The sequence below is a fragment of the Marinilabiliales bacterium genome (assembly GCA_007695015.1).
GTDB lineage: Bacteria > Bacteroidota > Bacteroidia > Bacteroidales > PUMT01 > PXAP01.
The window spans coordinates 1-13,847 of record REEN01000037.1 but is presented as its reverse complement, the minus strand read 5'-3'; the positions used below and the strand labels follow the sequence as shown (position 1 = coordinate 13,847).

Annotated in this window: 12 protein-coding genes and 1 tRNA gene; 6 read left to right on the top strand and 7 right to left on the bottom strand. The window is 48.4% G+C overall.

From position 1 onward, the window contains the following. Positions 1 to 61 precede the first annotated feature (61 nt). Positions 62 to 1,426: a hypothetical protein gene (locus tag EA408_03520; GenBank protein ID TVR74045.1), complete on the bottom strand. Its 1,365-nt coding sequence runs from the start codon at positions 1,424 to 1,426 to the stop codon at positions 62 to 64. A 199-nt stretch (positions 1,427 to 1,625) separates the two neighbouring features. Here EA408_03520 and EA408_03515 point away from each other — a divergent pair, with 199 nt between their 5' ends. Continuing rightward, positions 1,626 to 4,028: a penicillin acylase family protein gene (locus EA408_03515; protein ID TVR74044.1), complete on the top strand. Its 2,403-nt coding sequence runs from the start codon at positions 1,626 to 1,628 to the stop codon at positions 4,026 to 4,028. A gap of 184 nt (positions 4,029 to 4,212) precedes the next feature. On the opposite strand, the gene recN is transcribed toward EA408_03515, so the two are convergent. From recN to bamD, 5 genes are all read right to left on the bottom strand, one after another. Next, positions 4,213 to 5,904, bottom strand: coding sequence for a DNA repair protein RecN (gene recN / locus EA408_03510; GenBank protein TVR74043.1), 1,692 nt, complete (start codon positions 5,902 to 5,904; stop codon positions 4,213 to 4,215). A gap of 148 nt (positions 5,905 to 6,052) precedes the next feature. Continuing rightward, positions 6,053 to 6,955: a DUF4835 family protein gene (locus tag EA408_03505; protein ID TVR74042.1), complete on the bottom strand. Its 903-nt coding sequence runs from the start codon at positions 6,953 to 6,955 to the stop codon at positions 6,053 to 6,055. Further along, positions 6,952 to 8,193, bottom strand: coding sequence for a bifunctional phosphopantothenoylcysteine decarboxylase/phosphopantothenate--cysteine ligase CoaBC (gene coaBC, locus EA408_03500; protein ID TVR74041.1), 1,242 nt, complete (start codon positions 8,191 to 8,193; stop codon positions 6,952 to 6,954). Before coaBC ends, EA408_03505 begins: the two co-directional genes overlap by 4 nt. 15 nt (positions 8,194 to 8,208) lie before the next feature. Beyond that, on the bottom strand, positions 8,209 to 8,535 hold the full coding sequence (locus EA408_03495; GenBank protein TVR74040.1) for an RNA polymerase Rpb6: 327 nt from the start codon (positions 8,533 to 8,535) through the stop codon (positions 8,209 to 8,211). 8 nt (positions 8,536 to 8,543) lie between these two features. Then, positions 8,544 to 9,374, bottom strand: coding sequence for an outer membrane protein assembly factor BamD (gene bamD, locus EA408_03490; GenBank protein TVR74039.1), 831 nt, complete (start codon positions 9,372 to 9,374; stop codon positions 8,544 to 8,546). A 276-nt stretch (positions 9,375 to 9,650) separates the two neighbouring features. Between bamD and EA408_03485 the strand changes: the two genes are divergently transcribed. Together EA408_03485 and EA408_03480 are read left to right on the top strand one after the other, a co-directional pair. Beyond that, a complete protein-coding gene (locus tag EA408_03485) occupies positions 9,651 to 10,898 on the top strand; it encodes a pyridoxal phosphate-dependent aminotransferase family protein (protein TVR74038.1) in 1,248 nt (415 codons plus the stop codon). A 35-nt stretch (positions 10,899 to 10,933) separates the two neighbouring features. Further along, positions 10,934 to 11,134 (top strand): hypothetical protein, encoded by a 201-nt coding sequence (locus EA408_03480; GenBank protein ID TVR74037.1) that lies wholly within the window; start codon positions 10,934 to 10,936, stop codon positions 11,132 to 11,134. A 52-nt stretch (positions 11,135 to 11,186) separates the two neighbouring features. Here the strand turns inward: EA408_03480 and trxB are convergent, their stop codons facing one another. Continuing rightward, positions 11,187 to 12,179 carry a thioredoxin-disulfide reductase gene (gene trxB, locus EA408_03475; GenBank protein TVR74054.1) on the bottom strand — a complete coding sequence of 331 codons (993 nt, stop codon included), beginning with the start codon at positions 12,177 to 12,179 and terminating at the stop codon, positions 11,187 to 11,189. A 442-nt stretch (positions 12,180 to 12,621) separates the two neighbouring features. Here trxB and EA408_03470 point away from each other — a divergent pair. From EA408_03470 to EA408_03460, 3 genes are all read left to right on the top strand, one after another. Further along, a tRNA-Pro gene (locus tag EA408_03470) sits at positions 12,622 to 12,695 on the top strand. Between the two features lie 204 nt (positions 12,696 to 12,899). Beyond that, on the top strand, positions 12,900 to 13,142 hold the full coding sequence (locus tag EA408_03465) for a hypothetical protein (GenBank protein ID TVR74036.1): 243 nt from the start codon (positions 12,900 to 12,902) through the stop codon (positions 13,140 to 13,142). Next, a complete protein-coding gene (locus EA408_03460; protein TVR74035.1) occupies positions 13,133 to 13,432 on the top strand; it encodes a type II toxin-antitoxin system RelE/ParE family toxin in 300 nt (99 codons plus the stop codon). The genes EA408_03465 and EA408_03460 overlap by 10 nt, the downstream gene beginning before the upstream one ends. The last annotated feature ends 415 nt before the right edge of the window (positions 13,433 to 13,847 follow it).

Genomic DNA, 13,847 nt, shown 5'->3' with positions numbered 1-13,847 from the left:
AAAGATACAACATGATCTGAAAAGGAGGATTAAAATGGACTTTTATTTGATCTGAATAAATTTAAAAAAGGTAATTCAGTCCGATATAAAGCCCCCCGTTACCATCACGTTTGTCGAACGGCCTGCCGTAATCTATTGCTACAATGAAGTTCTCGTTCATGGCAATCCTGAATCCACCGCCATAGGTAAGATGGAGACCCTCCTTGCCTTCAGTGTAATATTCGGTGAATGGCTGGATGGGTTCCGGCCCGGGCTGATCAGGAGGTACAGGATCCACCTTCCTCTCAGCAACAACCTGGCCCCCATCCATGAACGTATTCAGGGCGAGGTATATGTTCTGGTTAAAAAGAACTGTGCGATAAAATTTCCATCTAAGTTCGAGGTTGCCGAACACCATCCCCTCACCAACTACACGGTTACGGAGCATGCCCCTCACTGTGCGTGATCCGCCAAGTCCGTCGGTGTTCGATGAAAGCGAGAAGGAGTTTATCATGTAAGGCAGCATGTAGAACGGCACATTCCCGCCCAGGGTGCCCTGGTAGTTCAGCCTGTAGGCGAGGGAAAGGTCCCTTGGTATCAATGTGAAATATTGCCTGTGGGTGAGAGAAACCCTGGTATAGGCAAAATCGCCATTTCCCATGAACCCCGGTGCAGCAAAAATGACTGCCTCACTCCACATTCCCGACATCGGGTTGGGTTCGTTATCCCTGGTGTCATAAATAACGCCGGCCTTGAAATGGTGTGTGGTTCCGCCCTCTTTCTCCCCTTCAGATATTATTCCCCACCTGACATAATGCTCATACATCCCGGGAATGTCAGGAAGTCTTTCATCCTCATCCCTTCCCTCGTTCAGGGCGTCAATGTCGACCCTGTCAATGCCTGTGTTCATAAGCCCAAGTCCGGCGATCCACCGCAGCTCCCGTCCTGAGAGCCGGCCCTGGAAATCGACGGTGAACCGGAACATGTTCCGCTCATGGCGGTAAAACATCCGGCTGAGGTATGCCGGGTCGTCATCATCTTCCCACGAAGCAAAATAGTTGGCATTATAGCCGTTAAACCCGTAAAAATCGAGAGCCTTCTCGGTAAAATAGCTCAGATCGGCAGTCATCCTGATGCCGGGTACCAGGAATTCGCTGTCATAAAAGATCCTGTTAACACCGCTGCCCTTAGTGTACCGTGAAATCTCGGCATAGATCTTATGCATGTATTTGGGGTAGGTGGAGCCATCACCATAATAGTACAGGTCGATCAATCCGCCATACTGGAAACCGAGGTCGGTATTGTATGAAACTGCAGGTAATGCACCGAAGGTCCATCCGGTTTTCCCGGGGTCCTCCCCTGCAAAGGCCGCCGGAGCAGACAGTTGAGCAAAGAGGGCAATTGCGGCCGCTGCACTGATCAGGGCACGGCATAGCTGAGTTTTCATATCGTATTATTTTGGGTTGATTATGAATGCAAAAACATAGCAAGAAAAAGAAATAATGGAATATTTGGAAATTAATCGACTCTTTTTTTTGACAATTTTTGCAAATTTGTTTTATTTGGTTTTACCTTGCTGACAATTAAGGCTTACTAACTGTCATCCAATGAAGCTCTCAAACCCACCATCCTGAAAACATGAAGCCATGAAGCTATTGAAAAAAATACTTGGAGTTACCGGAGTTCTGCTTATCATCATTATCATTGCAGGCTTCTTTTTCCTGAGAAACATTGCCAGGAAAGCTATTCCCGATTACAATGCCGATGTGGCCATAGAAGGCCTTACCGGCGAGGTTACCGTTATTCGCGACGCTTACGCCGTACCTTCAGTATATGCAGAAAATGAAGAAGACCTTTACCGTGCGGTTGGCTACGTAATGGCGCAGGACCGCCTGTGGCAGATGGACCTGCTGAGAAGGGTAACAACCGGCAGGCTGACGGAGATATTCGGACCCGACCTTGTTAATACCGACCTGCTGATGAGATCATTGCGAATAACAGAAAAGTCCGGTATGGTATTGCAGAATACCGGCGACGAGGTGCTGCACGCACTTGAGGCCTTTGCCGACGGGGTGAACCAGTTTATCAACCATAATGCAAAAAATCTGCCGCCGGAATTCTCAATCCTGGGCTACAGTCCCGAACCCTGGGAGCCAGTTCATTCAATCAACCTGGTGGGCTACATGGCATGGGACCTCAATATGGGCTGGTCGACCGAGGCAGTTCTTCACAAATTGCGCGACAGGCTTGATGAAGAAAAATTCAGGGAACTCGTTCCCGACCTGGACATGCAGACAAGCTATGTCCATCCCGAAAGGATAAACGTTGCCGCTGATGCCATATCAGCCCTGAGAGAGCGATCGTCTGTCCTGGAGGATCTTGGAGTGGCAGTTTTCAGCGCAAGCAACAACTGGGCCGTTTCAGGCGCTAAAAGCACGACCGGAAGTCCGGTATTTGCAAACGATATGCACCTGGGACTGTTCACGCCGGGCATATGGTACCAGATGCACCATGTGGCAGAAGGCAGTGTGAATGTTACAGGTGTTGTCCTGCCCGGCCAGCCCTTTGTAATCTCAGGACACAATGAACGGATAGCCTGGGGGATGACCAATGTTATGCTTGATGACGTGGACTTCTACCTTGAGACGGTCAATCCGTCCAATCCCCACCAGTACAAATACATGGGCGAATGGAGAGATATGGAGGTCAGGAACGAGATGTTTATAACCGGTAAGAGGGATACTGTTTTCAAGGAATTGCTTTTCACCCACAGGGGGCCGGTAATAAGTGATTTCAAGAACCTCGGAGATCAGGCTGTTTCAATGAGATGGACAGGCAACGAATATTCCAATGAAGTCCGCAGTGTCTACATGCTCAACCGCGCCGGGAACTGGGAGGAGTTCAGGGAGGCCCTCACCACGTTCCTGTCGGTAAGCCAGAACATCAACTATGCCGATGTGGATGGCAACATAGGCATACAGACAGCAGCCGGGATACCGTTGAGGGATGGCAGCGGCATATTCATAGTATCGGGTGAAGATGACACATATGACTGGAAGGGATTCGTGCCTTTCGATGAGCTGCCCTATACCTACAATCCCCCTAAAGGATTCGTGGCATCGGCCAACAACAGGACCATTGGCGACGACTACCCTTACTATATCAGCCACTGGTTTGATCCCCCGAACAGGTATGACAGGATCGTTGAGATGCTGACAGAGAAAGAAAGATTGTCGCCAGACGATTTCAAGTCGATGCTGGGTGACAAAAAATCAATGCTGACCGAAAAGATTTTGCCCGGACTGCTCCATGAGCTTAAAAAAGCAGACAACCCCACAATAAATGAACGAAGGGCGATGGAGATGCTGAGGGACTGGGACCTGGTGTATGATGCAGCAAGGCCTGAACCTCTCATATTCGAAAAATTCTACATGAAGTTCATTGAAAACCTGCTTAGGGAAGACATGGGCGAGGAGCTCTATGAAGAGTTCCTGGGAAGCAAAATACTGGTAAGAAATATTGTCGACCGGGTTTGGGATGCAGAAGAGTCGGCATGGTTTGCCGGCACCAAAACCGATTCCGGCCCCGGCACATTCACAGGCCTGGTAACAAAAAGCTTCATAGAAGCTATAGAACAGGCTGAACACAGGTACGGCCCCAATGTCGAAAGATGGGCATGGGGCGATGCACACACATTCACGCTGAACCACCCTATGGGATCGGAACGCATTCTTGATATAGTGTTCAATATCAACCGCGGACCCTACAGTCCGGGAGGCAGCTTCCACACGGTATGCCCCTACTCCTATAATTTCAACAACCCCTTTGTGGTAAATCACGGCGCGTCGCAGCGGCATATCTATTCAACTGCCAACTGGGATAACTCATTTACGGTAATTCCCACAGGCGCCTCGGGTATACCGGCCAGCGACCACTATTGCGACCAGACAGAACTGTACGTTAACGATGAATACCGGCCCGATCCCTTCTCCAGGACTGCGGTGGAAAGCGGAGCGGTCTACAGGATGAAGCTTCTGCCTGCAAACTGACCCTTACTGGCGCGGCATCCTGACCAAAGCCTCTGACTGCAGGCAAACTGACCCTGCCCGGGGGACAGGCTGGTTGCAGTTTGTGCCTTCCAGCTGGCCCTGCCTCGCGGGACCGGCCGGCTGCAATACAGGCATGCATTCTAAAACGGCCTTTTTGTACCGGAGTGTATAAGGTTTAAAAAGGTCACTGCCCCAGAAGCTCCCTGGCATTGGTCAGGGCAGCCTCAGTAAGTCCGTCGCTGCTGAGCATCCTTGCGATCTCACGCAGGCGTTCGTCTCTGTTCAGCAGGCGTATGCGGGTATGGGTTGCATCTGCAACATCTTCCTTGTAGACCAGGAACTGCTGGTCGCCCTTGCCGGCTATCTGGGGAAGGTGGGTGATATTCACGACCTGCATGTTCAGCGACATCTCCTTCATGATGTTGCCCATCATGCCGGCAATCTCTCCTGAAACCCCTGAATCTATCTCATCAAAGATAATGGTGGGAAGGGACCTGCTTTTCGCAATAAGTGATTTCAGGCTGAGCATAACCCTCGACATCTCGCCTCCCGAAGCGACCTTGCCCAGTTCCATCGGCGGGGATTGCCGGTTGGCGCTGAAAAGAAACTCCACACGGTCCTTTCCGTAAGGAGAAAAATCCTCCAGGGTGCTGTGCCTGACCCTGAACCGGGCATTGGGTATGCCCAGGCGCCTGAGCAGACTCTCCATATGTTCCTGAAGCGCAGGCATTGCAGAAACCCTGGTTTCTGAAAGCTTATCTGAGATCAAAGCAAGCTCATTACGGCATTCTTCAAGTTTCCTTTCTGCCTCACCGATGCTGAACTCGTAATTGTTTATCTCCTCAACCTTGCGGCTGAGCTCATCACGAAGGGCAATCAACTCCTCTACAGAAGATACATGATGTTTCTGCTGTAAACTGTATATCAGGTCAAGCCTCTCATTTACCTGGCCCGCCCTGCCGGGATCAAACCCGGTGACCGCCTCAAGCCTTGCCAGCTCATCGGAAATATCCTTCAGCTCTATGGCTGAGCTCTCCAGACGGCTGTACAGTTCGGATATCCTGGGGAAAAAGGGCTCTATACGTGAAAGTCCGCTTCGTACATCCCCCAGCACAGCAAGAATGGAGATATCATCGCCGTCGAGTCCCGATGTGGCCCTGACAAGCGCCTCCTTTATTTCGCCGGCATGATTCAACAGCTGAAGCTCCTCCTCCAGCTCCTGCTGCTCACCTTCTGCCAGCCTTGCAGCATTAAGCTGTTCAAGCTGGAAATTGTAATAGTCAAGATCGGATCCTGCCTTTTCAGCCTTTTCGCGCAGGGTGTCATAATGATCAAGTGCTTCCCTGTAAAGCCTGTAGCATCTTTTATATTCCTCCAGCACCCCGGCGTTGCCGGCGATAACATCTATCACTTCAAGCTGGAACCCGCTGCCTGCAAGAAGCAGGTTGTGATGCTGGGAATGGATATCGACAAGCCTCCCGCCCAGCTCCTTCAGAACAGTCAGGTTAACCGGGGTGTCATTTACAAATGCCCTGGACTTACCCGATTCATTGATCTCACGCCTGATTATCGAAACATCATCGTAATCGAGCAGGTTTTGCTCAAAAAACCCTTCAAGGCTGTACCTGGAGATATCAAACTCACCTTCGACTATGCATTTACCCGACTTGTCCTGCAAAACCGAAGTGTCGGCACGCTGCCCGAGTATCAGGGCCAGGGCTCCCAGCAGGATTGACTTGCCCGAACCGGTCTCTCCCGTTATGATGGAAAGTCCCCGCGGAAAATCTATATCAAGCCTGTCAATCAGAGCATAATTGCTGACTGCTAGTTTCAGGAGCATAGGCGCCGATGTTTGATAACTTTCAAATTTAAACAAATTTTCGGGGCTCCGGGCACAGAAGAATCAACAGAGTTTCCACCGGTTATCAACAGGAAGGATCCATACGGGTATGCTGCGCCCTACCGGCAAACAGGAAATCAGCCACTGGTAAACTGTCCGGACATATCGGGGAGGGAAGTTGCTGCTATTGTTGTATTCTCTGGTACTTGGGTGTGTTTGAAGGGTCGACTTCCCTGAGCACGGTAACTACCCTTCTTGCCTCCTCGGGATTGGTCTCCGAGAATACATTGATCAGTTCATCAGACTTGGCATCGAACATCACCTGTAGAATATGCATGAAAGGGTCGGGCTTCTCACGGAATACCTTCTGCAGCAGTTCAAGGCTTTCTGCTATTTCGGCCCGTGCCTCGGCCGGACGGTCAGCCATCCGGTCCAGTCCCAGCCTGTGATACCTGTAAATGAACTCACGCACCGGGGCGTACCGGGCATCCACGAGGTTATGCGCCAGCCAGTACCTGTTGCGGTTGCTTTCGAAGGATTTCCAGCCACGTTCGGAGGCATTCTGTGCATTGCTTACAATTGTCTCAGCCGCACGAAACAGTTCGGTTCCCCCGTTAAGGGAAAAGGAGTCGTAATCCAGGCCTATAATGATATATGCATAGAAGGCAAGAATCGAGGTGAGGTTTGACAGGTGCTGGGATGAATTGAACTCAAGGGTCTCATGCTCGATATACCTGAAGTGCAGGTTATTGTCCATGTAGTTGAACAGCACGGTATTGTATGATGAATTATATACCGGCCTGCGGGCCTGTATCTGAATCGTACCCCTGAACTCATCTGACGAAATCTCCTCTGTGAGGTTGATCATAATGTTGGCCTCGATACGCTCATGACTTCTGTACACATGGTTGGTCCAGTTGCGGTTGTTCATGAACTCATATATGGCCCTCTGGAGAGTGGTGAACTTCTGTTTGTTTGTTCCCTGGATCTGGTTGGTGATCACCTGCACATTGCATCTTAACTCCTGGCTGGCCGCATTGGCGGCAAATGCAGCAATAAGGATAACACAAGCAACTAATTTTCTCATTTTAACAGACCTGATAAGTGGTTAACAATATCAACAGCAACTTCGGGCTTGCCTTTAAGTGCATAATCAACAGCCGAACCGTCGGGATTGATTATGGTTACCTTGTTGGTGTCGGCATGAAACCCTGCTCCCTCCTCCTTTAATGAGTTTAAAACGATAAAATTGAGGTTTTTGTTATGCAGTTTCTTTTTTGCATTCTCCATCTCATTGTCTGTCTCAAGGGCAAAGCCAGCCAGAACCTGGCCTTTCTTCTTTGCCCTCCCCAGTTCGGCAAGTATGTCAACCGTTGGTTTCATCTCAATCGAATAGCTTTCGCCCGAACGCTTGATCTTTGTTTCCGGGGTGTGCAACGGCGTATAATCAGCCACCGCGGCTGCCATGATGCAGGCATCGCATTCGGGAAACCACCTGGTACATTCGTTGTGCATTTCGGCGGCCGAACTGACCTTCACAACCTTTACCCGGCTGTGCATAAGCTCCAGGGCAACCGGACCGGTAACAAGCACCACTTCCGCACCTCGTCCTGCCAGTTCGGCGGCTATGGCAAACCCCATCTTGCCGGAGGAGTGGTTTCCTATAAACCTGACCGGGTCAATCGGTTCGTGGGTGGGTCCTGCAGTAACCAGGACCTTCCTGCCATTCATGGATGAGAGGCGGCCGGGTTCACCGGGACTTCCCTCACCTGTTCCTGCTGCCGTAAAAAATGAGACCAGTTTATTAATTATATTCTCCGGCTCCTCCATCCTTCCCTTGCCGGTGAGTCCGCTTGCCAGCTCACCGCTTGCCGGTTCTATTATAATATTACCCCTTTCAAGCAACACCTTCATATTGTGCAGGGTTGCCGGATGCCCGAACATGTCGAGGTCCATTGCCGGGGCTATCATCACCGGGCAGCGGCATGAGAGATAAGTGGTAAGAAGCAGGTTGTCGCAGATGCCGCTGGCCATCTTAGCCATGGTGTTGGCGCTTGCCGGGGCAACAAGGAAAAGGTCTGCCCACATGCCAAGGTCGACATGTGAGTTCCAGGAACCGTCATCATAATTGAAGAAATCGCACAGAACGGTGTTCCGCGAAAGCGTGGCAAGTGTTACGGGGGTTATAAATTCCTTCCCCAGGGGGGTAATTATTACCTTGACCTCAGCGCCCTCCCTTACAAGAAGCCTGGTAAGATATGCAGCCTTGTATGCAGCAATGCTACCTGTAATGCCAAGTATGATTTTCCTGCCCTTTAGCTGCATGACAGACGGGTTTTGTTATTCTTCCATCCTGGCCGGGTTCCTGTAGTAGATCTCGCCCTGCAGGTACTCTTCAAGGGCAAGCAGGGATGATTTGGGAAGCCGCTCGTAGAACTTTGATATCTCTATCTGCTCACGGTTCTCAAAAACCTCCTCCAGATTGTCAGTGTAATAGGCAAACTCCTCCAGTTTACGGCTGAGCTCATCCTTCATCTCGACGCTGATCTGGTTGGCCCTTTTGGCCACGATCATAATTGCTTCATAAATACTTCCGGTTTCACCATCAAGGTCTGAAAGATCCCTGGTAATAGTAGTGACCGGAGATTTTGACTTTTTGTAATCCATATCTGTTATTAATAATCCAGTGTCAAATCATTTGCAGGGTAATTATCCAGCACCCTGAGGGAGCTGCTCAAAAAACCGTCGGCCTCGTTCCTGTAACGGCTGTCGGGATACTCTTCAATAAAAGCGTAATACTCATCAACGGTATTCTGGAAACGTTCAAGCTGCCTATCGGGCACAGAATTATCGGCCAGCAGGAAACTTGATTTCAGGATGAGAAACATAATCTCCTCCCTGTGCCTTGTTTCAGGGAAATCAATTAGGCTGTTCTTAAATGCAATAATTGCAGCACGGTAATCTCCCATGTCATAGTATAGCCTTGCGCTCAGAAAAGATTTTTCAAGCAGCTTGTTCCTCAATTCTGCAATCAGATCCCGGGCCTCAGCAACCTTATCGCTGTCGGGGTAACGATTGATAAACAGTGTGAACTGGTCGATCGCCCTCCGCGTTGGGGTCTGGTCAAGACTTGGCCGGGGCGACAGCATGTAGTTACAATAAGCCCGCATGAACATTGCTTCCTGGGCATTCTCGTCCTGGGGGTAATCCCTTACAAACCTGTCGAAGTGGTGTCCGGCAAGTATGTAATCGCCCCGCCTGTAGTAACAGTTCGCAAGCATGAAGCTCAGTTCCGGAGCCCTTCTTGTGCCCTGATAAATTGGCAGCACCCTCTCAATTAGTGTTGCAGCCCTTACCCAGTCCTCATCTTCATAATATTCATATGCAGCGTCCATCTGCCTTTGAAAATCATCGCTCTTAAGGAGTTTCTCATACTGGCTGCATGAAGCTGCCAGAAAAAGTGTGAGAAGAAGTAATATGCGGCTAACGGGCAATTGAAATACCATTATTGAGTTTCAGTTTATCCTGTTTGCAGTCCGGTATAAAAGCAATCGGAACCGGATCACTGCCATGCTTTTAACATGAACCTGCAAAAGTAATATTTTTTTCAGACATATATTGCATTAATTATTATTTGTTTTCATACAACAAATGTTCTGCCATAAATGTCATCAGTTTTGATGAAACGCAAAAAAAAAACATTTATTTTGTAAATGATGCGCGCTGCTGGATTTGAGGAACCTGCTGCCGTAAATAACTGATAACTTCAAAATAATATTATCGTGGACATATTTGATAAGATCAAGAGCAACATGGGTCCGATAGGGCAATACATGAAAGAAGCCCACGGATATTTTACTTTCCCGAAACTCGAAGGGGATATCGGCACCAGGATGAAGTTCAGGGGCAAGGAAGTTCTCGTCTGGAGCCTAAACAATTATCTGGGACTTGCAAACCATCCCGAAGTGCGAAAAGCCGATGCCGATGCCGCGGCAAAATATGGCATGGCATACCCGATGGGCGCGCGTATGATGTCGGGACAGACCAACGAGCATGAGGAACTGGAGAGGCAGCTTGCAGAGTTCGAAGGGAAAGAGGACGCCTATCTTCTCAACTACGGTTACCAGGGGATGGTATCTATTATCGATTCACTGGTTGGACGCAATGATGTTATCGTCTATGATTCCGAATCGCATGCATGCATACTTGACGGATTGCGCCTTCACTTCGGTAAAAGGTACGTTTTTCCGCACAACAACATGGAGAACTTTGAAAAACAGCTTCAGAGAGCCGTGAAGCTGGCTGAAAAACAGAAAGGAGGCATCCTGGTTATTACCGAAGGTGTATTCGGCATGTCAGGCGATCTGGGCAAGCTGGACGAAATAGTTAAACTGAAGCAGAAATACCCGTTCCGGCTGCTTGTTGATGATGCCCACGGGTTCGGCACAATGGGCAGAACCGGGGCCGGAGTTGGTGAACATATGGGAGTTCAGGACGAGGTTGATGTCTATTTCGGCACATTTGCCAAGGCGATGGCCGGCATCGGCGGATTCGTAGCCGGCAGTGAGATGGTCATCAGCTACCTTCGCTACAACATGCGCTCTCAGATATTTGCGAAATCACTGCCGATGCCGATGGTAATCGGAGCTCTCAAGAGGCTGGAGCTGCTGAAAACAGAACACTCATTGAGGGAGAAGCTTTGGAATGTGGTAAACGCCCTTCAGGACGGACTTAAAAAGAACGGTTTCAACATCGGCAATACCGAATCACCCGTGACCCCGGTTTTTCTGTCAGGCAGCGTACCCGAAGGCACACAGATAGCATTTGACCTGAGAGAGAACTACGGCATCTTCTGTTCACTTGTAGGTTACCCTGTCGTACCCAAGGGGGTGTTGCTGATAAGGCTTATACCAACAGCCGTGCACACTCTTGATGATGTTGAATATACCATTAAAGCCTTTGGCGAAGTGGCTAAAAAGCTGAAGGAAGGGAAGTATGCCGGTGAGAGGATTGTAACTGCAATCTCCTGACGGCCAATAAATAGTAATTTGATAACACCTTGCAGATGAAGGATATAATCTTCACAATTATTAAGATAGTGCAGTGGACCATTGCAGGCATACTTGCATTCATTGCTTATGGCGGACTCCAGGGGAACGAAATAGCAATACCGGCATTATTGCTGGCTGCTGCAATATTAATTACCCCACCGGTGATAAAACTAATATTTGGCAGAAGGAAGAAGAAAAAGTCGCCGGCCAAATAATATTGTTGCAATTGTCAAACCAGGTACCCGGCAAGGAAATTTTAACCGCTAATCAGAACTTTCTTGTACCAAGGTATCTTTCTGCATCAAGAGCTGCCATGCAGCCAGTGCCTGCAGCAGTTACCGCCTGCCTGTAATGGGGGTCCATCACGTCGCCGCATGCAAAAACACCTTCAATATTGGTCTTTGGAGTACCGGGGATTGTCTTTATATACCCTGTATCGTCAGTTTCGAGGTAGTCGCTGAAGATTTCAGAATTGGGCTTGTGCCCTATAGCAACGAAGAAGCCCGATATATCCTTTTTGACAGTTTCACCCTTGCCGTTTTTCAGCACCACACCTGTCACTACTCCGTCTTCGCCCACGACCTCCTGTGTAACATGCTCATAAAGAATTTCAATGTTATCCTTCTCAGTAACCCTCTCCAGCATCACCTTTGACGCCCTCATATGGTCCTTCCTGACGATCAGGTAAACCTTCCGGCATATACCCGACAGGTAAAGGGACTCTTCAGCTGCAGTATCGCCTCCTCCCACTACCGCCACATCCTGTCCCTTGTAGAAAAAGCCGTCACAGGTGGCGCACGCCGAAACACCCGAACCCATATACTTCTTCTCAGAATCAAGTCCGAGATACTTCGCAGTGGCACCCGTGGCAATGATCAGCGCATCGGCCTCAATGACCTTTGAATCATCTATTGTCACCTTAAAAGGCGCAGATGTAAGATCTGATGCCGTTGCCATACCGAACCTGACATCCGTACCAAATCTTGCCGCCTGCTTTTTGAGGTCCTCCATCATTTCCGGGCCGGTAACACCGTCAGGGTAACCGGGATAATTCTCCACCTCGGTTGTTGTGGTAAGCTGTCCCCCGGGCTGCAAACCCTCGTAAAGCACCGGGTTGAGATTTGCCCTGGCAGCATATATTGCAGCCGTGTAGCCGGCAGGCCCCGACCCGATTATCAGGCACCTAACCCTTTCAACTTCACCCTCAGGTTTCTTCTCTGCTTTTTCATCAGACAACTCCATTTTTTTAAACATGCTCATTATTTCAGTTTTTATGGTTCTTAATTCAATTACGGGAAGCACCTGACTCCCGGCCATTGTGCATTTGATATTACATGTTCCTTTTCTGCCTTTCGGCGGAAAACAATGTCCTTTAAAGATTAGCAGCCCGACCTTGGCTGATCAGCCCTTCCCGCTCAAAAAGCAACACAAAATTAACAAGTATCGTGATATGTGCAAACATCAATTCTGTGCGGTTTGTTCAACTCCTACAGTTTCCCGGTACTGAAAACCGCTGCACTGGTAAATTCAGCCGGAGAACCGTTTCTTATAAGGGAAGCGGGGCACCTGTAATTATTCCCAATAACAGGGATTTCATGTCCCGCGGCTAAAAATCATTGCCGAAAATAAAAAATTTGCAGATAACCATTAGTTTATTAATTTTGCATCGCATTAGCGACCGGGTTAAAGCCCGGTTTTGTTTCGGGGTGTGGCGCAGTTGGCTAGCGCACTTGCATGGGGTGCAAGGGGTCGGAAGTTCGAGTCTTCTCACCCCGACATGATAAGACAACTTGCTGATTTGGCAGGTTGTCTTTTTTATAACCACCCCCACCCGCTTCCCTACAGTCCGTCCACAACCGGCGCGTAAAGAGAAACAGGATAGGCCTGGAGCATCAGGAACTCCTTATCCATGCAATAATCGGCATATTTGCAATTTGAATCATTGATGGTTTTTTTATAATTTTGATAGAAAAGAATCAAATGAAAATAAGTGATATCAGAAGTAATTTCCACAGCCTGATTGATCAGATTGATAATGAGACACTCCTAATGAAATTTTATGATCTTATGATCAAATCGACAACAAGCAAGGAAGGTCAATTGTACAATAAGTTATCAAAGGAGCAGAAAAATGTTTTAATGCTTGCAGAAGAGGAATCGAATGACCCTGCTAATCTGATCAGTTACAATCAACAGAAGAAGAAGCATAAGAAATGGCTTTAGAAATCGAGTGGTCAAAGCGGGCTGACAATAGTTTTGATCGGATTATAGATTATCTGCATGCTGAGTGGGGAGATCAAGTGGTTCAGGCATTTGTGAGAAAAACATATGATTTTCTTGATATTTTGGCTGAGTTTCCTGAGGTTGGATCACTACAGGTTCAAGATAAAGGGATTCGGGGATTTACATTGATCAAGCAGGTAATTATGTTTTATAAGGTTAAAGGGAACTCAATTATTATATTAGACTTTTTTGATACCCGACAAAATCCTGAAAAAAATAAATTCCAATAAAGAATGCTTCGACTGATGGGTAACTAGTAAGCTATCTTTTCATACGTACAAATCAGGTTAATGTCCACAACATATAGTTTTTTGTCATATTTTTTGTCCGCTCACGGTTTGGCACATTTGCAAAAGCACGAACCATTCCGGATTCACGCCCGGTTAACAATGAAGGTCAACGCATCCCGACGGGTGGGGTGGTCCCTGATAAATACTTGTAATGTGTTGATATATAACTGCCTCTGTGATTTTTTTGTTGAAAAAAAGTTCGAATTTCGTTCAGAAGTTTGCGACTTGAGAGGACAACCTGCTGATTTGGCAGGTTGTTTTTTTTATTACCACCCCCACCCGATTCCCCTGCGTCCATCCACAACCGGCGCGTAAAGAGAAACAGGATAGGCCTGGAGCATCAGGAACTCCTTAT

Coding starts and splice junctions, on each gene's coding strand:
- EA408_03495 (TVR74040.1), bottom strand. CDS start 8,535: ATGGATTACAAAAAGTCAAAATCTCCGGTCACTACTATTACCAGGGAT.
- EA408_03515 (TVR74044.1), top strand. CDS start 1,626: ATGAAGCTATTGAAAAAAATACTTGGAGTTACCGGAGTTCTGCTTATC.
- EA408_03480 (TVR74037.1), top strand. CDS start 10,934: ATGAAGGATATAATCTTCACAATTATTAAGATAGTGCAGTGGACCATT.
- bamD (TVR74039.1), bottom strand. CDS start 9,374: ATGGTATTTCAATTGCCCGTTAGCCGCATATTACTTCTTCTCACACTT.
- EA408_03520 (TVR74045.1), bottom strand. CDS start 1,426: ATGAAAACTCAGCTATGCCGTGCCCTGATCAGTGCAGCGGCCGCAATT.
- EA408_03465 (TVR74036.1), top strand. CDS start 12,900: ATGAAAATAAGTGATATCAGAAGTAATTTCCACAGCCTGATTGATCAG.
- coaBC (TVR74041.1), bottom strand. CDS start 8,193: ATGCAGCTAAAGGGCAGGAAAATCATACTTGGCATTACAGGTAGCATT.
- EA408_03505 (TVR74042.1), bottom strand. CDS start 6,955: ATGAGAAAATTAGTTGCTTGTGTTATCCTTATTGCTGCATTTGCCGCC.
- EA408_03460 (TVR74035.1), top strand. CDS start 13,133: ATGGCTTTAGAAATCGAGTGGTCAAAGCGGGCTGACAATAGTTTTGAT.
- trxB (TVR74054.1), bottom strand. CDS start 12,179: ATGAGCATGTTTAAAAAAATGGAGTTGTCTGATGAAAAAGCAGAGAAG.